Consider the following 21,617-nt stretch of genomic DNA (forward strand, 5'->3'; position numbering starts at 1 on the left):
TTTTGTGCCTTGAACATTCGAGATTTAATAAACAGATACAAAACCGACGATAGGGTAACCCAATTTACCAAAGCGTTGAATGCAACCAGAAACCCAAAGATACAATTAAAGGGATTGGTGGGCTCAGCCGATGCTATTGTTGCCCTTTCTTCTTATTTTCTATTACACAAACCCATCATGTTCGTTTTGCCGGACAGGGAAGAGGCTGCCTATTTCCAGTCGGACCTGGAAAGTGTGCTCGATAAACAGGTTTTACTGTTCCCTTCTTCTTACCGCAAATCTTTCGATTTTACCCAGGTAGATACAGCCAATGTATTGGCCCGCGCGGAGGTATTGAACGAACTGAACCACGATTCGGAATACGGAAAAATTGTAGTTTCTTACCCTGAAGCCATTGCCGAAAAGGTGATTGACCGCTCAGCGCTGGAAAAAAACACGTTGGAAATCAGTCTTGGAGCTAAGTTGGGTATCGATTTTATCAATGAGTTTTTAATTGATTATGATTTCGACCGTAGGGATTTTGTTTACGAGCCCGGCCAGTTTTCCATCCGCGGTGGTATTGTAGATATATTTTCATTCTCCTCTGACCTGCCTTTCCGTATAGAATTTTTTGGCGATGAGGTAGAAAGCATCAGAAGTTTTGAGATCGAAAGTCAGCTTTCGGTGACCGATGTTAAATCTTTAACCATTGTACCTAATGTGCAGGCCAAGTTTTTAACGGAAAGCAATATCAGTATTCTTGATTACATTGATCAGGATACCCAGCTTTGGTTTAAAGACGTAGAGTTTACTTTAGACATTGTTAAAGCAGGATATAAAAAAGCTGTCGAACTTTGGAAAGCTTTGCCAGCGGCAGATAAAACCCAAAACCCAGAGTGGATCGACCCTAAGTTTGCTTTTAGCGACGAGAAATTATTGGGCGATCACCTTCAGGATTTCCCATTAGTAGAATTCGGCAAACAGTTTTTTTATAAAACTGATAATCGTTTCGAGTTTGAAACCAAACCCCAGCCATCCTTCAATAAAGATTTCAACCTGCTCATTCATAACCTAAAGGAGAATGAAAAAGCGGGGATTATCAATTTTATTTTTACCGATTCGCCAAAGCAGATCGAACGTTTATATGCCATTTTAGAGGATATTGATAAAACGGCCAAGTTTACACCAATCAATAGCATGCTGCGCGAGGGATTTGTTGATCCGCAGATCCAGACGGCATTTTACACCGATCACCAGATTTTCGACCGATATTATAAATACAAGCTAAAAAAAGGCTACCAGAAAAGTCAGGCCATTACTTTAAAAGATTTAAGGGAGCTTAAATCCGGCGATTATGTTACCCATATTGATCACGGAATCGGCAAATACGCAGGGCTCGAAAAGGTTGAGGTAAATGGCAAAACTCAGGAAATGATCCGCTTAATTTATGCCGATAACGACCTGCTTTATGTAAACATCAACTCCTTAAACCGCATTGCCAAATACAGCGGCAAGGAAAGCGGTGTACCCAAAATGAATAAACTGGGTACGGATGCCTGGGACAAGCTAAAAAAAACTACTAAAAAAAAAGTTAAAGATATCGCCCGGGATTTGATTAAGCTTTACGCTTTGCGCAAAACCCAGGCCGGAACGGCATTTTCTCCGGATAGCTATTTACAAACTGAACTGGAAGCTTCTTTTATTTACGAAGATACCCCCGATCAGTTAAAGGCAACTCAGGATGTGAAAAAAGACATGGAATCGCCACATCCAATGGACCGTTTGGTTTGCGGTGATGTAGGCTTCGGAAAAACGGAGATCGCCGTACGCGCAGCATTTAAAGCGGTAGCAGAGGGCAAACAGGCAGCGATATTGGTGCCGACTACCATTTTAGCCCTACAGCATTTTAAAACCTTTTCTTCACGTTTAAAAGATTTTCCGGTTACGGTTGATTACATTAACCGCTTCAAAACCAGTAAACAGATTAAAGATACTTTGGCTGAAGCAGCAGCAGGTAAAGTTGATATTTTAATCGGAACACATCGTTTACTGAGCAAGGATGTAAAGTTTAAAGATCTCGGCATCATGATTATTGATGAAGAGCAAAAATTTGGCGTTACAGCAAAAGAGCGTTTAAAAGCAGTACGTGTAAATGTTGATACCTTAACACTAACCGCAACACCGATTCCGAGGACATTGCATTTCTCTTTGATGGGGGCAAGGGATTTATCGATCATCAGCACACCGCCACCAAATAGGCAACCAGTAAGTACCGAATTGCATGTTTTTAATGATAAATTGATCCAGGAGGCTGTTCAGTTCGAATTAGACCGTGGCGGACAGGTATTTTTTATCCATAACCGGGTAAACGACCTGATGCAGTTGGGTGGAATGATTCAAAAACTGGTTCCAAAAGCAAGGATCGGTATCGCGCACGGGCAGTTAGACGGCGATCAACTGGAAGATGTAATGCTCGATTTCATCAATGGAGAAAAAGATGTTTTAGTAGCCACAACTATTATAGAAGCAGGTTTAGATATTCCGAACGCCAATACCATCATCATTAACCATGCGCACATGTTTGGTTTAAGCGATCTGCACCAGATGCGTGGCAGGGTTGGCCGAAGCAATAAAAAAGCTTTCTGTTATTTACTCTCACCACCTTTATCTACTTTAACCTCCGAAGCCCGTAAGCGTTTAAGCGCTATCGAAGAGTTTTCTGATCTTGGCAGTGGTTTTAATGTGGCCATGCGCGATTTAGATATCCGTGGAAGTGGTAATTTACTGGGTGCAGAGCAAAGTGGTTTCATTGCCGAAATCGGTTTTGAAATGTATCATAAAATATTAGACGAAGCCATTCAGGAGTTAAAAGAGGCTGAGTTTAAAGGGCTCTTCGAAAACGAACCAGCCCGTCCGTTTGTGGGCTTTACGCAGGTAGATACCGATCTGGAATTATATATTCCGGATGCTTACATTACCAATATTACTGAGCGTTACAATTTATATACCGAGCTCTCTAAACTCGATAACGAAGGCGAATTGGCCATTTTTGAAAAACACCTTGCCGATCGTTTCGGACCGGTTCCTCCACAGGTAAAAACCATGCTCAGCGTGGTGCGTTTACAATGGCTGGGCAAAAAATTAGGTTTTGAGAAAATTAGCTTTAAGAAAAACAGTTTACGAGGATATTTCTTAAGCGATAAACAATCGGCATATTTCGATTCGAATACCTTTACCAAGATTTTAACTTTTGCGCAGAACCACCCACGTATGTGTAATTTAAAAGAGATAAAAAATACCTTAAGGATTGCTTTTGACAATGTAAAAACCGTTGAGGAAGCAATAGAAACTTTAGAATTAATTGATTAAAAACGTTAATTCAGTCAACGGACTGACTCAATTAACGTTAATTCGGTCAATGAACTGACTGAATTAATGTTTTTCAAATTATCAGCACTACCTTAAAATAAAAATGTTAGACCCAACCTTATTACTCGATTTAGTGAAAATGCAAATGCCTTATGGAAAGTATAAAGGTTACCTGATCTGCAATATCCCTGAAAGTTATTTGCTGTGGTATAAGGATAAGGGTTTCCCAAAGGGTAAATTGGGCGATTTAATGGCTACTATGTTCGAAATTCGGGTGAATGGTTTGGAGTATTTATTAACTCCGTTGAAGAATCAAAATCGGTAGTTAAGCCGATAGGTTAATGCGGGCATTTATTCCAGGCCATTGTAATCCTGAGTAAAAAGTGATGGTGCAGGTATAGGCGAATCGTCATTCCCAACTTGATTGGGAATCGTAATGCATTATTAGGACAGCTGGTTGATTAAGATTCCCGCCTGCGCGGGAATGACGACCGTATTTAGAATCTTTCATCCTGAGCGTAGTCGAAGGACCTAATGTGCATTGATTTCTTTCAATAGATGCTGAAATAAATGTAGCAAGACGAATCCTTATCTCCCGCAGATCAAAAAGATTTTCGCAGAAAAATCTGCGAAAATCAGCATAATCTGCGGGAAACAAACCTATATCTCACAACCATTCTCATCACAAACCGCATCATTATTTTTATTTAATGAGGTAAGTGTGGTTTAGGCTGAGTTTCTTTCCACTCGGCAAAACTTTGGGTAAGCGCATCTGTGAAAGCCTGAACTGGCTGAGCGCCCGAAACGCCATATTTGCGGTCCATTACAAAATAAGGTACGCCACGGATGCCTAAATTCTGGCTTTCATAAATATCGTAGCGCACGGCTTCAGCAAATTGATCACTATTTAAAACTGCTACAGCTTCATCCTTATCCAAGCCAATTTCAACTGCAAGATCAACTAAGACATCCGTTTCGCCAATATTTTTACTATTAACAAAATGGGCTTCAAATAATTTTTCTTCGGCTAAATCCTGAAGATTATGTTTGGCAGCTAAATGGATTAAACGGTGTGCGTTAAAAGTATTAGCAGGGATATTGGTATCGAAATCGATGCTTAAGCCTGCATTCGCCGCCATATCAACCACCTGCTTTGTCATCTGTTTGGCTTGCTCAACCGGCATTCCTTTACTTCTCGAAAGGTAATCGTATACTGTTTCATTATTGGTATTGTGATACTCCGGATTGAGCTGAAAACTCTTCCAATCTATTTCAATTTCATTTTTGAAGGGCAATTTTTCAATTGCCTGCTCAAAATGTCTTTTCCCGATATAGCAAAACGGACACATTACGTCCGACCAGATTTCTACTTTCATAATACAAAATTAAGCGGATTATAATTGGCTATAGTAAGGCAAAAGTAAAAAGCCACTATCGTTTAGGATAGTGGTTATCATGTCTCAATAGAATTTATATCTAGATATCGTCATTTCGACCGCAGTGGAGAAATCTTTGAACTATGTTAAAAGATTTCTCCATTTCGCTACGCTTCAGTCGAAATGACGACCTTTGTATTAAATTTGTCAATGGTAGTTTGCTGAAGAAACAGCATAAATGCAATTTATGCATTTCGATAAGCTCAATATGACCAAAAACTCAATTATAATTATTTATACAACTGGTTAAATATCAGCTTAAAAGTACCATGCGTTTGTGCCCTGAAAGCAATTTCCGGACCGAATGCTAGCAGTTTTCCTTTGCCAACTTTTGCTTCAAAAGCCGTTACACCATCTTGAAGATAGGCTTGCCCCCAGGCCCAGCCACTGCGCAGTGGCGTAGCTGTTTCGAACCACATTAAAGGTTTAATCTTTCCGGAAGCAATGGCATCGCCAGTGAGTTTAAAAACCGGACTATTATCAAAATATACATCGGCTTCCTTTTCCATTCCCCAATTGGTGGGTAAAGAGGTATCTACGCCAACATTTAACACACTTCCAGGAACATAGTATTTTTCAGCTGGTAACCTTTTTTCTTCTCCGTTTACAATTTCTACCATCGCATTGCGTACCGGAAGATTTAAGTGATAAGCCAGGTTGGTACTGCTGCCAATGGTTACAATATTGCCACCAGCCTCTAAGAATTTCTTTAACTCAGGGATTGATTTATCAGCGTTAATCCTGCCTAAACGGTTTCTAAATTCCTGTGGAATTTCATCTGCCTTTGGTCCGAAAGATCTGTTTCCATTGGCGCCGCCCTGAACCGATGGAACTGCACCACCTACAAAAATGATCACATCGTATTTAGATTTTAAGTTTCCGGCATCAATATCCTGAGGATAGATTACTGTGGCGTTGTAATGATACTGTTCCATTAAAAACCGCACCCAACCCGAGGCCATTGAACCACCGTAGGTATCCCAAAGTGCAATTCTGGCTGTCGAAACTTTAATTTTATTTTTAGGGGCAGCAGCCGTTTTTAGTTTAATGTTTGCTTTTTCCAATACCGGTTTTCCTGCCGATGAAACATAAAAATCTCCATTTTCAGAAGAGCGGTAAACCTCAACTTTGTTTTTCAATAAATCATTAACTGCGGAATAAGAATCATTTTGTGCTGCACTTAATACATATTCTGATCCATTTGGCAGTTTATTCTCTGGTTTTAAAAGTTCCCCATAAGGATTTTTTTCAAAGGGACCTGAAAAGTCGTCCAGAATACGGTCGAATTTAACATCCATTAAATAAGCCAAAGTCCATCCGGCAGCATCATAAGGTGGAATTGGCGCACCTCCTTCGTATTTAAAATCGTTTGGATGATCCTGAGGCTCAAACATATCCAACACATGTGGACGGAAAGCCTGATCAGTTTTTACCACGTAGCTTCCCGCAGGATAATTTTTACCTGCAACTGCAAATGAAGCGGTTGCTTTTTGTACCACAATTCCCGTTCTGATCAATGCATTTAAAAACTTAATGGCAGAGTTAAAATCGGGCTGATCTGCAGATAAAATATAACCCCGTGGATCACGGTTTGCAGGAGCTTTCATTACCGTATCAAAAGCTTTCATACTGATCTGTCTCCTTGGTCCAAAATCAGCATCTCCACCAGCAATGGGGGCACCTTTTTCGCCCTTTGCAGCATTATTAATGGCCTCAATTTTCTTTGGAGAGAAAGACCATGTATCTTTTTTGCCTCTTTCGATCGAATTTCTGCCCATTTGATAAATGTTGTACAATAATTCGTCGCGGTAACGCTGTGCATAACCTAAAACCGCATAGTTTAAAGAAACTGAATAATCGATTGAGTTTTTAAAATACCATTTTCTAGGCGTAATTGGATTTGGCGAATCACCGCTTGGCAGTAAACGCGACGGAACCAATGGAATTTCAGAAGGGGTAGGGTTCCCGATAATTTCTGTTAAAAGCCCAACCATATTGTGGAAATAGGTTGTAGTTCTTAATCCACCATTGTACCAGGTAGAATAAACCGAGCCGCCACGCTGCGTATAACCAGGCTTGTTTTCTACATTCATCCTGTTGTGCATCGCCGCTCCCACAGCATCTAAACTGGTTAATATCGTAGGGTCGAAAACATAATTAAAAGGATCACGATAAGGCGGACCAGCAACAACTGTTCCCGCAGGACCAGCCTGATGGTGGTTATACATAATCTGAGGGATCCACTCTACAAAAAGCTGACGGCCGATATTTTGTGTTTCTTTAAGGTTTAACATAAAGAAGTCGCGGTTATTATCATGTCCCGCATATTTCTCATACAAAACAGGCAGTCCGGAGGTTGTTCGTTTTTTTGGATCCTTATCCCTCATGTACCAATTGCTCACCAATTCCTGCCCATCGGGGTTGGCATGTGTAAACAAGATGATTACATTATCTAAAATACGTAAGGTCTCAGCATCAGTTCTGGAAGCAAATTCATATACTGTTTCGATCAATTGATGGGCACCAACTACCTCGTTTGCATGAAGGCCTCCATCTATCCAAACTACTGCTTTTCCTTCCTGTGCCAATGCTTTGGCCTGCTCAGGCGTAATTTCGGCATGGGCCAGTTGTTGTGAAATTTCTTTATAACGATCTAATTTCTTTAGGTTTTCAGGTGAAGAAACAATCAGCATATATTGACTTCTTCCTTCTTCGGTTTTCCCGATATCAACCAGTTTAACACGGTTAGAAGTTGCTGCAAGCTTTTTAAAGTACGCTTCTGTTTGGGTATAATTGGCCAATTGATAATCGTCGCCGATATCAAAACCGAAATGAGATTTTGGCGTTGGTACCTCCTGCGCCAGCACTGCATAGCTGTTTACCATTAAAAAAGCAATGCAAAGCCCTTTAAAGTAGTTTTTTATCATAATAAGGGTGTTTAGTTAGGTAACCAAATATAATAGAGAATCAGCACCAAAAACGGCTTGCTGTAAATTTGTTACAAGTGATTCCATGAGCACACTATTAACCACAGATAAAAAGGATGCACACAGATATAAGTGTTTATGCCCGTTCACCTAATTTATTATGTAACGCGTCGTTGAAATTTTTTAAGGCACTATGTTGGCTTGCTTTGAAAAAACGAACAGGTTATACCGAAGAACGTCGTCAATCCCAAGAGCGGGAAATCAAAAAAACAGATGCAGGACAGAACCCCTTAGCACAATCAAACCTTAACGCAGTGGTTTTGTGTTCAGATTTGCAAAAACATTCAATTAGCATCAACGAACAAAACAAAGTGCCGTTGTTTTTGATGAGGGAGAGGTCGTGTGGAGGCTCCTTGTTGGATTGACAAAGCGCTTTGGGTACTTTGGCGCTCCAAAGTACCATGCCTCCGCGGCATAGAGCGAAAAAATATTTACTATATATGTCCACATAGTCTCTAACTGATGAGAGGTGGTAAAATCAACGCTTACAAAAATACCTTAATCTTTAAATCCTAATCCATACATTTGTACTGATGTAAGTTCTTAACTTTATTTTTCATCAACCGATACAGGTTCCCGGAATTATACCCGGGATTAATAGGGAATCGTGTGCAAATCACGAGCTGTCGCGCAACTGTAAATTCTGTCTTTTAGTAAAAAGACAACGGTCTTATCATTCATGCCACTGTGCCGTTTTACCGGGATGGGAAGGCGATAAGATCGGGAATAAGTCAGGAGACCTGCCTATATTGAATTGACGGTACTTTCGCGTTATAAAGTAATTGGTCAGGTCTGATTGCACACAATAAAATTAAAATTTTATATGCTTGCTTTAAGCTTTTTTGCTGATAAGTGGGCAGGCTGTGCCATAACCTTTCCTTTTTATTTTGAACAGAAATTATTAAAAAATACGGTTTTGAGCTTTTAAACGATTTATTTACTTAATCTTTAAAAGAGATGCTAACGCAAAATCTGGGCTACCCGCGAATAGGTAGTCAAAGGGAATTAAAGAAAATCTGCGAAAATTACTGGGCAGATAAAACTGGGTACAAAAATGTACTTCAGGTGGGCAAAAACATTCGCCACGAAAATTGGAAACTTCAAAAAGAAGCAGGCATTGATGTGATTCCATCAAACGATTTTTCTTTTTACGATCATGTACTCGATCATTCCTTAACTTTTGGGGCAATCCCGAAAAGGTATAACGAGGTAATCCTGAAAAAAGGGAATGAAGAACTTGATCTTTATTTCGCCATGGCAAGAGGTTACCAAAAAGAAGGATTGGATGTAGTAGCGATGGAAATGACCAAATGGTTCGATACCAATTACCACTACATTGTGCCAGAGTTTTACAAAGACCAGCCTTTTAAACTTTTCTCAACTAAAATCATCGATGAGTTTTACGAGGCCAAACAATTGGGTATTACCACCAAACCGGTTCTAATCGGCCCGGTTTCCTATCTTTTATTGGGCAAGGAAAAAGAAGCCGGATTTGAAAAAATAGACCTGATCAAAAACCTGCTTCCGGTTTATATCGAGATTTTATCTCGTTTAGATGCTTTGAATGTAGAACATGTACAGTTTGATGAACCATTTTTGACTTTAGATTTAACCGAAAAAGACAAAAAAGCTTACGAATATGTTTATAAGGAAATTAGAAAAGCTTTCCCAAGGTTAAAGATCGTTTTAGCAACTTATTTCGAGGGTTTAGGTAACAATCTTGCCTTAACTACTTCATTGCCGGTAAATGTTTTACATATCGATCTGGTACGTGCTGAAGATCAGTTAAACAACGTTTTAGCTTTGTTAAAAGAGGATACCACCCTTTCTTTAGGTTTGGTAGACGGAAGGAACATCTGGAAGAATGATTTTGAAAAATCTGTTTCTATCATTAATCAGGCGGTTGAAAAAAGAGGCTTAGATAAAGTATGGATTGCACCATCCTGTTCATTAATCCACTCACCGGTTGATCTGGACAATGAAACCAACGAAAAAAATTTATCGGCAGAAATTAAACAATGGCTGGCCTATGCAAAGCAAAAAATTGCTGAGCTGGCTACCTTAAAAAAACTCATTACGAACGAAAGCCCTGCATCTACCCTGCAAAAGCTGGAGGAAAACAAAATTGCAATCGCTAACCGTAAAGTTTCAAAGATCATCCATAATCCGGCAGTAAAAGAACGTGTTTCGGCCTTAAAAGAGCAGGATGTCGAACGTCTGAGTCCATTTTCGGCAAGAAAAATCAAACAACAGGAGCTTAATCTACCCATTTATGCTACCACCACCATCGGATCTTTCCCTCAAACAGCAGAAGTAAGAAGCTGGCGGGCCAAGCTTAAAAACGCAACTTTTACTGTTGAAGAATATGATAATCTAATTGAGCTGGAAACCGAAAAAGCAGTAAGATGGCAGGAAGAAATCGACCTGGATGTACTCGTACATGGGGAATTTGAACGTAACGACATGGTTGAATACTTCGGTGAGCAATTAGATGGTTTCGCTTTCTCTAAAAACGGATGGGTACAAAGCTATGGCTCGCGCTGTGTAAAACCACCAATCATTTTTGGTGATGTTTCGCGACCAGAACCTATGACAGTGAAGTGGACCGCTTATGCGCAATCGCTTACTTCGAAATACATGAAAGGTATGTTAACTGGTCCGGTTACCATTTTACAATGGTCGTTTGTACGTAATGATCAGCCACGATCAGAAACCTGTACACAAATTGCTTTAGCCATCCGAGATGAAGTTTGCGACCTGGAGAATGCAGGTATTAAAATCATTCAGATTGATGAACCCGCCATTAGAGAGGGTTTACCTTTGCGCAAGGCAGATTGGCAAAATTACCTGAACTGGGCGGTTAAAGCCTTTAAAATTTCGGCTAGTGGCGTAAAAGACGATACACAGATTCATACGCACATGTGTTATTCTGAATTTAACGATATCATCCAGAACATTGCCGATATGGACGCTGACGTGATCACGATTGAAACTTCACGTTCGCAGATGGAACTATTAGACGCTTTTGCCGATTTTAAATATCCAAACGAAATTGGTCCGGGTGTATACGATATCCACTCCCCAAGGGTTCCGAGGCGGGAAGAAATGGTTCAATTATTGAAAAAAGCAAAATCCGTTATTCCTTCAGCGCAACTGTGGGTAAACCCTGATTGTGGCTTAAAAACCCGCGGATGGGACGAAACCAAAAAAGCATTGATCGAAATGGTTGAAGCGGCAAAAGAGATGCGTAAAACGGAAGAAGTACTATCAGCAGATCTTCAGGCAAATTAATTGCCTCAATTGTTACCCCAGAGAGACGACAGTTTTCTCTGAAGCAAGCCCTTACTTTGACAACTTTCTAATCAGAAAGTTGTCAAAGCTTTTTACTCATCATATATTTACCCTCATGACCTTAGAAGAAAGAATAGAAAACTCAAAAACCAGTATTTTTAAAGCCGTTTTCCCAAATACAACCAACCATTACGATACGCTTTTTGGCGGCACCGCCATGCATTTAATGGACGAAGTTGCTTTTATTACCGCCACACGTTTTAGCCGCCAGATTATGGTAACGGTAAGCAGCGATCGGATAGATTTTAAAAAACCAATCCCAGCGGGTACCATCATAGAGCTTATTGGTAAAGTAAGCCATGTTGGGAATACCAGTTTAAAGGTTAATGTAGAAATTTACATTGAGCAGATGTATGCCGAAGGAAGGGAACTGGCCGTACATGGCGATTTTACTTTTGTAGCCATCGATGAAAACAAAAAACCGGTACAGGTAATCAAATAATGTTATAAGTTTTAGCTAAGATGGTATAAAAATCATCAGGTTTAAATCTTTAAATTTGATTATGGAGCATCAACATTCTGAAGAAGATTTAAAAAATATTGCGAAGCAATTGGGCTGTCCTGAAGGCGAACATGGCATTAAAACAGGCGAGATGATGCACGCCAGTAATCTTGGAATGACCAGCTCGGCCATTGTTGCATTAAACCTACAAAACAATAATACCATTTTAGAAATCGGCCATGGAAATGGTGGGCATATTGCTCAATTATTATCAAAAGCGGAAAATTTAAAGTATTATGGAGCTGATATTTCAGAAACAATTATTGCCGAAGCAGAAAAAATCAATCAGGATTTTGTTGATAAAGGTATTGTCCATTTTGAGCTAACGGATGGAGCTACGCTACCCTTTGAAAATAATCAGTTCGATAAAATTTTTACCGTCAATACCATTTATTTCTGGAGCAATCCAAGTAAATACCTTAATGAAATTAAGCGCACTTTAAAACCAAACGGCATCCTTGCCTTATGCTTTGCAGATAAAAATTTTATGCAAAATCTTCCTTTTACTGCTTATGGTTTTACGCTTTATGAGGTAGAAAAAGTACAGGAGTTATTGGCAAGTGCTGGCTTCCAAATTAAAAATACCCTTAAAAAATTAGAACAGGTACAGAGTAAAACAGGTGAGCAGGTAGAAAGAGAATATTATGTTGTGGTTGCTTCCACTAAATAAATCTATAGAAAAATCATAGTCCTCGTTTGTAACGAGGATTAGCGAGAATAGCGATTGCATCGCTAATAACAAACTACATTAATATGAACCTCATTTATTTGTGCTTTCGTGTCTTTGTGGTTAATCTAATACAAAATCAAATACAAATAGGCATAAACCACCGGTGCAGCCAACAACAACCCATCAAAACGATCTAGCAAACCGCCATGTCCTGGTAATAATCCGCCACTGTCTTTTGTATCCAAGCTGCGTTTAAGCATCGATTCTACCAGATCACCCAGTGTACCAAAATTTGCAATTAATAAGGCCATACCAGCCCATACCCATGCCGGACTTTCTGTAAACCAGAACGACAGGCCAAAAGCAACCAGCACGCTGGTAAACATCCCTCCAAAAAAACCTTCCCAGCTTTTCTTTGGCGAATGGCGTTCGAACAGTTTTCGTTTACCGTATTTTACACCAAAAAGATAGGCCCCGGTATCATTTGCCCAAAGCATTAATAAAAAGGCCAGTGGAAGATGAAAGTTATATTCGTTCCAGTTTTTTAAGAAGCCGAGTGCGTGAAAAAAACAAAAAGGAATCGTTACGTAAACAAAACCAACAAAAGTGTAAGAAATATTGGCGAACGGAATTTTGTTTTTCTTATACAACTCGGTAATAAAAACCGAGAAAATTAAAGGAATACAAAGCAACAGGTATTTCACATCATATTTTAAGTAATGTAAACCTGCTGCCATTAAAAATATCAAAGATCCGGCAACCAAACCAATATTCCGGTGTGGCCTGATGCCTGAATTTTTAATCAACTTATAAAATTCGAATAAAGATAAAACGCTTAAAATTAGGTAAAATGCAGTAAATGCATAACTCCCCAAAAGGATCGAGCCAAGCATTACAATGGTAAAAAAGAAAGCGGTTATTGCCCTGGTTTTCATGCTAAAAAGGTAAGATGGGGAATGTAAAATGGACGGTGTTTAACATGTTATTCTATTTCGTTTTCAACAATGTATTCTATGGCCTTATCGAAATCGACCTTATTCACCAAAACATTTATTTCGCCAATATTATATGCCGAGAGCTGTTTATTTATCGTTACCGCTGGTATGCCGGCTTCTGTTAATCCCTGTTTTAATACCTCGGCCGCAAAGGCATTGCTGGTGGTATATACTTTAACCCAATTTTCGCTCACGTGTTGCGCTATCTTTAAAAAATTTAAACAAAGCTATGGTAATTATTGCACTAATTAAATAGCCATACCACGGAAAACCGATCGGTTCATCAGCTTTATCAAGTGGCATATTATGCTTTTGCATATAAAAAGCAGCACAAACCGCATAAGCATTGTTTAAAAAATGCGCCAGCATGGCATACCAGATACTTTCGCTGTAATAATACAGGTAGCCAAAGCCTGCGCCCAGCAACATGCGTGGCAAAAATCCATAAAACTGGAAATGGATCGCACTAAAAATAATAGCTGCGCTCCAAATGGCAATGTGATGATTACCCAACATTTTTTGTAACGAGCCTTGCAGCCCAGCTCTGAAAAAGAGCTCTTCGCCAATAGCAGGCAATACCGCAATCATCACCAGGTTAACCACAAAATCCCAGTTATTCCTCACCGTAATCAGTTGAATGGTCATTTTCATGGCTTCCTGTTCCTTCATTTTCATCCAGTTTTCCAGTCCCTTTAAAAACTCAGGTAGTACCATTTTTTGATTGACAACCGCTACCCATTCCATAACAGGCATACTCACCACCATTATGGCAAAAACCAAAACAAAAGGAAGAAAATTAGGCTTGTTAAATCTGTAAAAAGTATTCGGTTTTTGTCCTTCTGTATACGCTAAAACGATAGGAGGTAAAATAAACATTCCTATAGAACTAGAAATCTGGATTATTTTTAAGGCTGTGATAAATTTAGGGTCGCCACTCATAATGGCACCAAATTCGCCAAATATAGAGGTGCCATAAACAATTGCAACTGCTATAAAGCCTAATAATGTGCATATTACCGCACCAACGGCCCAGTAAACGCAAAGTAAAAATATCTGTAAAAGTGGGTGGCTGCCTTTGCGGATGGGTGTTACAAAATTCATTATTTGTACCTTTGTATGTTTTATTAATCGTTGAAGATAGAAAATGTCTGTTAAGATAGGAAATATTGATTTAGGTGAGTTCCCTTTATTGCTCGCTCCAATGGAGGATGTAAGCGATCCGCCTTTCCGTTACGTATGCAAAAAAAACGGGGCTGATATGATGTATACCGAGTTTATTTCTTCGGAAGGCTTGATTCGGGATGCAGCGAAGAGCATACAAAAACTTGATATTTTCGAATATGAAAGACCCATCGGTATCCAGATTTTTGGTGGCGATATTGAACACATGCGCGAAGCTTCCGAAATTGCTTCGGCCGCCGGACCAGATTTAGTCGACATTAATTACGGCTGCCCCGTAAAAAATGTAGTTTGTAAAGGTGCGGGCTCTAGTCTGCTTCAGGATATTGATAAAATGGTAAAAATGACAGATGCTGTAGTTAAAGCTTCGCATTTACCCGTTACCGTTAAAACCCGCTTAGGCTGGGACGATAACACTAAAAATGTTTACGAAGTTGCCGAGCGACTACAGGATGTGGGCATCCAGGCACTTACCATCCATGGCCGTACAAGGGCACAATTATATAAAGGCGAAGCAGATTGGGCGCTTATCCGCGAAATTAAGCGCAATCCACGCATCAAAATCCCGATTTTTGGCAATGGTGATGTAGATAGTCCTGAAAAAGCGGCCAACTGGCGCATGGAATATGAGGTAGATGGCATTATGATCGGCCGGGCAGCTATTGGTTACCCATGGATTTTCCGCGAGGTAAAACACTTCTTCAAAACCGGCGAACACCTTGCCGGACCAACCATTGAAGAACGCATTGAAGTTTGCCGTACCCATTTGGATAAATCACTGGAATGGAAAGGTCCTAAAACCGGAATTTTCGAAATGCGCCGCCATTATGCCAATTATTTTAAAGGTCTGCCCGATTTTAAACCATACCGCATGCGTTTAGTGGCCGAGCCCGATATCAATAACATTTACAGCATTTTAGAAGAAGTGGCAGAAAAATTTGCCAACTACGATGCTACTAAGGTACTGGCTTGATTTTTGAAAGCTTTTTTCATACATTCGTTATTATCATGGTTACAGCTATTACAGATGGGGTTAAAGTTTCAGTTGAAACAGTTTACCAGCCAGAATATTCAAATCCGGCCAACGAACATTTTATGTTCGCTTATCGCGTAGAAATTTCTAATCTTTCTGATTATGCTGTACAGTTAATGCGCCGCCAGTGGTTAATTTTCGATTCTAACTCCAGTCGTAGGGAAGTAGAAGGTGAAGGTGTTGTTGGTTTACAACCTATTATCCAACCCGGCGAAACCCATGTGTACGTTTCGGGTTGTAACCTAAAAACCGATATGGGCAGCATGAAGGGCACTTACCTGATGAAACGCGATATTGATGGTTCAGAATTCGATGTCGATATACCCGAATTTCAATTAGTAGCCCCTTATAAATTAAATTAATCCTTCGAAGAACCGTCATTTCGACTGAAGCGCAGCGAAAGGGAGAAATCTATACAGTTAATATGATTACTTAGGTTAGAAAAGCAATTTCAGCATTCCAATTTAATGTTAGTCCTACTTTTCATTTCAAGTCCTCGCTTCGCTCCGGGCTTTTCACGTCAATCAGGTTTAAATTGCAGTGTTTCTGCTAATATTAAAGGTTTAACAGCATGGCGTAAAATCTTCTTCCCCCAACCCTGCAACCCAAATAGTATAACCTACCGTGCCACCTAAACCTGATCGAAGTGGTTCCGGTTTAAGCACTTGTTCTTACTTTTTTATTTTGTGCTTGCTTGTTTCACAGGTTTTGTCGGAAAGAACGTAGAGCTGGACAGAAGCTTTCCTATTTCCACCGAAAACTGCTTTCCAAAAAAACTTCATTAAAATATCATCAAACCAAAAACGGCCAGGATTATGATCCCGGCCGAGTTGTATTTTTCATAATTGGATATCCTTTAATCCCTGCTTCTTCCAAAAAGCATTGATGCATAGTAGAGTAAGTTAGCAAGCGCACCCACAGCAGCTACCACATAAGTCATGGCGGCCCACCAAAGTGCATCCTTAGCCTGTGCATTTTCTTCCTGTGTTTGCATTACGCCGCTGTTATTTTTTAACCAGGCCAAAGCCCGGTTACTGGCATCAAATTCAACCGGTAAAGTAATAATGCTAAATACCGTTACCAATGCCAATCCTACCACTCCAATAGCCAAAACAACTGGTGTTACTGAGAAAGCCAGTAACATTACACCAAGCAATAATACCCATTGTAAAAGATTGGATGATATGCTTACCACCGGAACCATTGTGCTCCTTAAGTTAAGCCAGCTGTACGATTTTGCATGTTGTACAGCATGCCCACATTCGTGAGCCGCCACTGCAGCTGCAGCCACGCTTCGGCTGTAATAAACATCTGTACTTAAATTAACGGTTTTATCTGTTGGATTGTAATGATCTGTTAATTGCCCTTCGGTACTCATCACTTTCACGTCGTATATCCCATTATCATGCAGCATTCTTTCTGCTACCTCCTTGCCCGATAAACCTGAGCTTAATTGCATTTCGGCGTACATAGAAAACTTGTTTCTAAAACGCCATTGTACAAACATGCTCAACAATAATACCGGGATGATTAATATTAAATAAACTCCCATTTTCTTATGTATGTTTTTCATCCGGCATATATCAAAAAGCGTTCCCATATTATTTTGGTGTTAAAAAACAGTACATTTATGCTATGCCAACCGAGCTTTCATACTGGGAAAAAGAATCATTTTTTTGTAATTATGATGCCATTGTTATTGGTAGCGGTATTGTTGGATTAAACGCAGCCATCCACCTCAAAAAAACAGCTCCTTCCTTAAAAATAGCAATCCTCGAAAGGGGATTTTTACCTACAGGCGCAAGTACAAAAAATGCCGGTTTTGCCTGTTTTGGGAGCATTTCTGAACTGATTGAACAGGAAGAAATGATTGGTGTCGATCAACTTTCAGCGCTCATTGAAAAACGTTGGAAAGGCCTGCTCAAACTACGCAATTTACTGGGCGATAATGCCATAGATTACCAATGTTTAGGTGGATACGAATTATTTAAAAACGGAGATAATTTTTTGGTTGAAACAGGTGTATCCAAAATTGAACATTTTAACCGTCTTGTTAACGATGTTGTTGGATCCAATGCTTTTGGTTTAAGCAATAAAAAGATCAGTTCCTTTGGTTTCGAAGGTGTAAGTACTTTAATCGAAAACCGTTATGAAGCTCAGATTGATAGTGGTAAAATGATGTTTGCTTTAATCCGATATGCACAGCAGCTGGGCATTAGCATTTTTAATAATTGTAGGGTAGATCAAATTGAGGAAGAATCAAAAGGTTCCTGCCTGATCACCAAAAACGGAAACTTTTGCTGTAAACGGTTGATTGTTACAACCAATGCCTTTATAAAAGATCTTTTTCCTGGTATTGAGATTAACCCGGGCCGCGGTCAGGTTTTAATTACCAAACCCATTAAAGATTTAAAAGTAGCAGGCACGTTCCATTATGATAAAGGTTTTTATTATTTCAGAAATATAAATGGTCGGATTTTATTGGGCGGTGGAAGAAACATTGATTTCGAGGCTGAAGAAACCACCACATTCGGACAAACCGAACGGATTCAGCTGGCACTGGAAGATTTACTCAAAAATGTAATTTTGCCAAAAACAGATTTTGAAATTGACTATCGCTGGAGTGGCATTATGGCCTTTGGTAAAATACTGGAACCTTTTATAGCAGAAATCCGTCCGAATGTATTTTGCGCAACGAGGTGTAACGGTATGGGCATTGCCATAGGCTCACAAACAGGAGAAGATGTGGCAAATTTGCTCTTAGCTAATTTATAACGTTTTTTAACCGCAAAGGAAGCAGAGTGAGGCGCAAAGTTAATTTTTTCACCTTTAGAATGAATAAATGTTATCCTTCTACTCCGCTCAGGATAACCAATCGAGATTAATATTCCGTGTTTCTGAGTTTCCGTGGCATAAAAACGTGAAATCAATTCCATCATCCATTTTACATTTTACATCATTTAAACACCACCGTTTTATTCCCACTCACAAAAATGCGGTCTTCAAAAATAAGTTCCAATGCTTCTAATAATACTTTTTTCTCAATTTCTTTCCCGGCCCTTACCATTTCTTTCACGCCAAAATTATGGTCAACGTGATTGGTGTGCTGGGTAATAATCGGGCCTTCATCCAGGTTATCGGTAACAAAATGGGCTGTTGCACCAATAATTTTTACACCACGCTCAAAAGCCTGTTTATAGGGGTTGGCACCAATAAAAGCAGGTAAAAAAGAATGATGTATATTGATGATTTTACCCGCATAATCTTTTACAAAATCAGCCGATAAAATCCGCATAAACTTGGCCAGTACCAGGTAATCTACCTCAAATTGATTAATGATTTCTTTTATTTCAGCTTCGAATACACTTTTAGCCTTGTTTGCATGATCTACATAAAAATAAGGAATACCCAGTTTTTCCGTAAAATCCCTTAAACTTTCATAATTGCCTATTACACATTGAACATTCGCCCCTAAAGTTTTAAATTGGTTTTTGATCAGTATTTCTGCCAAACAGTGATACTCTTTGGTTACCAAAACAGCAATCTGCTTCTCCTGTTCCGTAATTAAATTTACCTCGGCAGCATTAGGGAGATTTTCTAAAAGTTTTTCCTTCAATTTCTCTGCATCCTCCAGATTTCCGGTACAGGCAATCCTTGTAAAAAAGGTTTTATTGGCTTCATCAACAAACTCGCGCATGGCGATAATATTGAGTTGATGCGCAGCCAGTACACGGGTAATGTTTGTAACCAAACCCACCTGATCAGGGCAGGAAATAAGGACTGTTAATGCATTCATTTATAAAATAGTAATGCCCAATTATAATTAATTTTTACGGTTTTATCCTGTTCAAACTGACTAATTTTTTTTGGTATATCTATTTTAAATCTCCATTTTTGCTAAAATTTTTATCATTATGGATATTGTCGGCATTGCTTTACTAATTGTTATTTTAATTGTCCTGGTCATTTTATTGCTAAAGAAACCTCAGGCTGCGTTATCTATTGTATCTGTAGAAGAATTTGAGCGGATAAAAAGCGAAAATGAAATTTTAAAAATCAGTTTAGCCAAAGCCGACGAACGCGTTTCTAACTTATCAGTAGAAAAAGAACATATCACCATACTCCTTAAACAAGAGCAGCAACGTTTGATTGATGAATTACAAGCCGAACGCGACCGCCTGGCAGATGCCAACCGCGAGCTTGAAAGTACAAGATCGTTCTACCTGGCCGAAAAAGAAAAACTGGCCGAACAAAAGGTAAGTTACGAGCAATCACAACAAAACCTAAATAAAGATTTCGAATTGATTGCCAATAAAATACTGGAAGAAAAATCTACGAAATTTATTGAGCAAAACCGCACCAACCTGGATATTATCCTTAATCCTCTGAAAGAAAATATCAAAGCATTTGAAGATAAGGTAGAAAAGGTTTACAAAGCCGAATCAGACGAAAGGAATATTTTAAAGGGCGTAATTTCCGAATTACAGATTCAAAGCAAACTCATCCAGGAAGATGCCAATAATTTAACCAAAGCTTTAAAAGGCGACAGTAAAAAGCAGGGAAACTGGGGAGAGATTATTCTGGAAAAGGTGCTGGAACGCTCTGGTTTAGTTAGGGATCAAGAATACCGCATTCAAGCCTCACATACTTCCGCAGAAGGTAGCCGCTACCAGCCCGATGTAGTAATCGACCTCCCGGATGACAAACATCTTGTGGTTGATGCTAAGGTAAGTTTGGTTGCTTATGAACGTTCCGTATCAGCAGACACCGAAGAAGAGCGTGAAGGCTATGTAAAACAGCATTTAGCCTCTATTAAGAATCACATCCAGGAGCTATCATCAAAAAGTTATCAGGATTTATATAAAATCAACTCTCCGGATTTTGTTTTATTGTTTGTTCCCATCGAATCATCTTTCAGCATTGCAGTGCAAAAAGATGCAGAACTTTTCAATTTTGCATGGGACAGGAGAGTGGTGATTGTAAGTCCGTCAACTTTGCTTGCAACTTTGCGCACCATTGCCAGCATGTGGAAACAGGAACGCCAAAACCGTAACGTAATGGAAATTGCCCGTTTAAGCGGCAGCATGTACGATAAGTTTGTGGGTTTTGTAGCCGATATGGAAAATATTGGCAAATACATTAAAAACGGACAGGATGCTTACGATAAAGCCATTAATAAATTATCAGTTGGTGCCGGGAATTTAACCAATACCTCAGAAAAGATTAAGAAACTTGGTGCTAAGGCTACAAAACAGATTGATACGAAGTACCTGGATTTAAATGAAACACAAGATTTATAGCTACCTTAAATTATAAGCCAAAACTTGCAAATCTAGCTATTTTTTCTGACATCCCCAGGACGATTTTTTATATATTTTATTACTTGAATAAAGTACTGATTTTTAAATACTTAGCACTTTGTGATAAATGTGTATCTAACTGAAATAGCGGGGTTATCAGTATATCTCCCTTTTGGAGATAACGAAACTTTAACCACAAAAGCTGCTGTTAAATTCTCAACTATCCTATATTGTAAACCAGGCCTAAACAAAAAATGTATTTCCGATATATCAATGCCTACAGGCTGATTTTCTACCTGAATATCATTGGTATTAACGTAGCGCTCAAATTGATTTAATGTTGATTTAAAATACTGTAATCCGGCACCTAAATTAATTCGTAATCTTTTTTCCTCTTTCCTAAAAAGATAATTAACAGAAATAGGTACCTGAAAACCTTTTAGCTTATAGGTTCTTTCGTAACTATTAATTTTATAAATTAAATCAGCGCCTTTGAAATTAGAAAATCCCAATTCGACAAATAAGCTGGAATTAATGGATTTTGATAAACCCAGTTCAATTCCCTCTCCAACAAAAGTATTTCCGCTTGAAAAACTGTAACCAAATAGATTTAAAGTTGGAGAATTAGCCTCTTTAACAACCACATTTGTGGAGCCATATCCAAATTTTACAGATACGATTTCCTTATTACTTTGAGCATTAGAAGCAAGTGTAAAGAAAATAAATAAGAGCGTTATTATTTTTTTCATGAAGCGTTAAAAATGAGAGGGAAAAGGGTTGTCAACTTTTTTGCCAGCGGCGTTAAAAATAAACAAC

General features: G+C 39.1%; 17 protein-coding genes and 1 riboswitch. Of the genes, 9 read left to right on the forward strand and 8 right to left on the reverse strand.

Annotated elements, in window-relative coordinates:
* Positions 1-9: 9 nt before the first annotated feature.
* Both mfd and H9L23_RS22080 read left to right on the forward strand, forming a co-directional pair.
* On the forward strand, positions 10-3,348 hold the full coding sequence (mfd, locus tag H9L23_RS22075) for a transcription-repair coupling factor (RefSeq protein WP_187592343.1): 3,339 nt from the start codon (positions 10-12) through the stop codon (positions 3,346-3,348).
* A gap of 103 nt (positions 3,349-3,451) precedes the next feature.
* Positions 3,452-3,673, forward strand: a complete 222-nt coding sequence (locus tag H9L23_RS22080) for a DUF3820 family protein (RefSeq protein WP_029274918.1) — start codon at positions 3,452-3,454, stop codon at positions 3,671-3,673.
* Between the two features lie 382 nt (positions 3,674-4,055).
* Here the strand turns inward: H9L23_RS22080 and H9L23_RS22085 are convergent, their stop codons facing one another.
* Positions 4,056-4,724, reverse strand: coding sequence for a DsbA family oxidoreductase (locus H9L23_RS22085; RefSeq protein WP_187592344.1), 669 nt, complete (start codon positions 4,722-4,724; stop codon positions 4,056-4,058).
* 290 nt (positions 4,725-5,014) lie between these two features.
* Positions 5,015-7,711, reverse strand: coding sequence for a M14 family metallopeptidase (locus tag H9L23_RS22090; RefSeq protein WP_187592345.1), 2,697 nt, complete (start codon positions 7,709-7,711; stop codon positions 5,015-5,017).
* 613 nt (positions 7,712-8,324) lie between these two features.
* Positions 8,325-8,533: riboswitch (cobalamin riboswitch) on the forward strand.
* Positions 8,534-8,728: 195 nt separating this feature from the next.
* Here H9L23_RS22090 and metE point away from each other — a divergent pair.
* The 3 genes from metE (at position 8,729) to H9L23_RS22105 (ending at position 12,294) form a co-directional block, all read left to right on the forward strand.
* On the forward strand, positions 8,729-11,062 hold the full coding sequence (gene metE, locus H9L23_RS22095) for a 5-methyltetrahydropteroyltriglutamate--homocysteine S-methyltransferase (protein WP_187592346.1): 2,334 nt from the start codon (positions 8,729-8,731) through the stop codon (positions 11,060-11,062).
* Between the two features lie 115 nt (positions 11,063-11,177).
* Positions 11,178-11,564: an acyl-CoA thioesterase gene (locus tag H9L23_RS22100; RefSeq protein WP_121285364.1), complete on the forward strand. Its 387-nt coding sequence runs from the start codon at positions 11,178-11,180 to the stop codon at positions 11,562-11,564.
* Positions 11,565-11,625: 61 nt separating this feature from the next.
* Positions 11,626-12,294 carry a class I SAM-dependent methyltransferase gene (locus H9L23_RS22105; RefSeq protein WP_187592347.1) on the forward strand — a complete coding sequence of 223 codons (669 nt, stop codon included), beginning with the start codon at positions 11,626-11,628 and terminating at the stop codon, positions 12,292-12,294.
* 125 nt (positions 12,295-12,419) lie between these two features.
* Here H9L23_RS22105 and H9L23_RS22110 read toward each other — a convergent pair whose 3' ends face one another.
* From H9L23_RS22110 to H9L23_RS22120, 3 genes are read right to left on the reverse strand one after another with little or no spacing between them, the layout of a single operon-like run.
* A complete protein-coding gene (locus H9L23_RS22110; protein ID WP_187592348.1) occupies positions 12,420-13,229 on the reverse strand; it encodes a phosphatidate cytidylyltransferase in 810 nt (269 codons plus the stop codon).
* Between the two features lie 47 nt (positions 13,230-13,276).
* Complete coding sequence (locus tag H9L23_RS22115; RefSeq protein WP_187592349.1) at positions 13,277-13,483, reverse strand: putative signal transducing protein; 207 nt, start codon at positions 13,481-13,483, stop codon at positions 13,277-13,279.
* A complete protein-coding gene (locus H9L23_RS22120) occupies positions 13,464-14,390 on the reverse strand; it encodes a CPBP family intramembrane glutamic endopeptidase (RefSeq protein ID WP_187592350.1) in 927 nt (308 codons plus the stop codon). The genes H9L23_RS22115 and H9L23_RS22120 overlap by 20 nt, the downstream gene beginning before the upstream one ends.
* 43 nt (positions 14,391-14,433) lie before the next feature.
* On the opposite strand from H9L23_RS22120, the gene dusB reads away from it, so the two are divergent.
* Positions 14,434-15,441, forward strand: a complete 1,008-nt coding sequence (gene dusB / locus H9L23_RS22125; protein WP_187592351.1) for a tRNA dihydrouridine synthase DusB — start codon at positions 14,434-14,436, stop codon at positions 15,439-15,441.
* A 35-nt stretch (positions 15,442-15,476) separates the two neighbouring features.
* Positions 15,477-15,863: a Co2+/Mg2+ efflux protein ApaG gene (gene apaG / locus H9L23_RS22130; protein ID WP_025141661.1), complete on the forward strand. Its 387-nt coding sequence runs from the start codon at positions 15,477-15,479 to the stop codon at positions 15,861-15,863.
* Positions 15,864-16,357: 494 nt separating this feature from the next.
* Here the strand turns inward: apaG and H9L23_RS22135 are convergent, their stop codons facing one another.
* Positions 16,358-17,053: a zinc metallopeptidase gene (locus tag H9L23_RS22135; protein ID WP_187592352.1), complete on the reverse strand. Its 696-nt coding sequence runs from the start codon at positions 17,051-17,053 to the stop codon at positions 16,358-16,360.
* Positions 17,054-17,136: 83 nt separating this feature from the next.
* Here H9L23_RS22135 and H9L23_RS22140 point away from each other — a divergent pair, with 83 nt between their 5' ends.
* On the forward strand, positions 17,137-18,276 hold the full coding sequence (locus tag H9L23_RS22140; protein WP_187592353.1) for an NAD(P)/FAD-dependent oxidoreductase: 1,140 nt from the start codon (positions 17,137-17,139) through the stop codon (positions 18,274-18,276).
* A gap of 181 nt (positions 18,277-18,457) precedes the next feature.
* On the opposite strand, the gene purU is transcribed toward H9L23_RS22140, so the two are convergent.
* Positions 18,458-19,297 carry a formyltetrahydrofolate deformylase gene (gene purU / locus H9L23_RS22145; protein ID WP_187592354.1) on the reverse strand — a complete coding sequence of 280 codons (840 nt, stop codon included), beginning with the start codon at positions 19,295-19,297 and terminating at the stop codon, positions 18,458-18,460.
* Between the two features lie 118 nt (positions 19,298-19,415).
* Here purU and H9L23_RS22150 point away from each other — a divergent pair, with 118 nt between their 5' ends.
* Positions 19,416-20,801 (forward strand): DNA recombination protein RmuC, encoded by a 1,386-nt coding sequence (locus H9L23_RS22150; protein ID WP_187592355.1) that lies wholly within the window; start codon positions 19,416-19,418, stop codon positions 20,799-20,801.
* A 110-nt stretch (positions 20,802-20,911) separates the two neighbouring features.
* Here H9L23_RS22150 and H9L23_RS22155 read toward each other — a convergent pair whose 3' ends face one another.
* Positions 20,912-21,550 carry an outer membrane beta-barrel protein gene (locus tag H9L23_RS22155; RefSeq protein ID WP_187592356.1) on the reverse strand — a complete coding sequence of 213 codons (639 nt, stop codon included), beginning with the start codon at positions 21,548-21,550 and terminating at the stop codon, positions 20,912-20,914.
* Positions 21,551-21,617 lie beyond the last annotated feature (67 nt).

The organism is Pedobacter roseus, assembly GCF_014395225.1.
In the GTDB taxonomy this organism is placed as follows: domain Bacteria; phylum Bacteroidota; class Bacteroidia; order Sphingobacteriales; family Sphingobacteriaceae; genus Pedobacter; species Pedobacter roseus.

Coding starts and splice junctions, on each gene's coding strand:
- H9L23_RS22155 (WP_187592356.1), bottom strand. CDS start 21,550: ATGAAAAAAATAATAACGCTCTTATTTATTTTCTTTACACTTGCTTCT.
- H9L23_RS22105 (WP_187592347.1), top strand. CDS start 11,626: ATGGAGCATCAACATTCTGAAGAAGATTTAAAAAATATTGCGAAGCAA.
- H9L23_RS22100 (WP_121285364.1), top strand. CDS start 11,178: ATGACCTTAGAAGAAAGAATAGAAAACTCAAAAACCAGTATTTTTAAA.
- H9L23_RS22135 (WP_187592352.1), bottom strand. CDS start 17,053: ATGGGAGTTTATTTAATATTAATCATCCCGGTATTATTGTTGAGCATG.
- H9L23_RS22090 (WP_187592345.1), bottom strand. CDS start 7,711: ATGATAAAAAACTACTTTAAAGGGCTTTGCATTGCTTTTTTAATGGTA.
- H9L23_RS22150 (WP_187592355.1), top strand. CDS start 19,416: ATGGATATTGTCGGCATTGCTTTACTAATTGTTATTTTAATTGTCCTG.
- metE (WP_187592346.1), top strand. CDS start 8,729: ATGCTAACGCAAAATCTGGGCTACCCGCGAATAGGTAGTCAAAGGGAA.
- H9L23_RS22140 (WP_187592353.1), top strand. CDS start 17,137: ATGCCAACCGAGCTTTCATACTGGGAAAAAGAATCATTTTTTTGTAAT.
- purU (WP_187592354.1), bottom strand. CDS start 19,297: ATGAATGCATTAACAGTCCTTATTTCCTGCCCTGATCAGGTGGGTTTG.
- H9L23_RS22080 (WP_029274918.1), top strand. CDS start 3,452: ATGTTAGACCCAACCTTATTACTCGATTTAGTGAAAATGCAAATGCCT.
- apaG (WP_025141661.1), top strand. CDS start 15,477: ATGGTTACAGCTATTACAGATGGGGTTAAAGTTTCAGTTGAAACAGTT.
- H9L23_RS22085 (WP_187592344.1), bottom strand. CDS start 4,724: ATGAAAGTAGAAATCTGGTCGGACGTAATGTGTCCGTTTTGCTATATC.
- H9L23_RS22110 (WP_187592348.1), bottom strand. CDS start 13,229: ATGAAAACCAGGGCAATAACCGCTTTCTTTTTTACCATTGTAATGCTT.
- H9L23_RS22120 (WP_187592350.1), bottom strand. CDS start 14,390: ATGAATTTTGTAACACCCATCCGCAAAGGCAGCCACCCACTTTTACAG.
- dusB (WP_187592351.1), top strand. CDS start 14,434: ATGTCTGTTAAGATAGGAAATATTGATTTAGGTGAGTTCCCTTTATTG.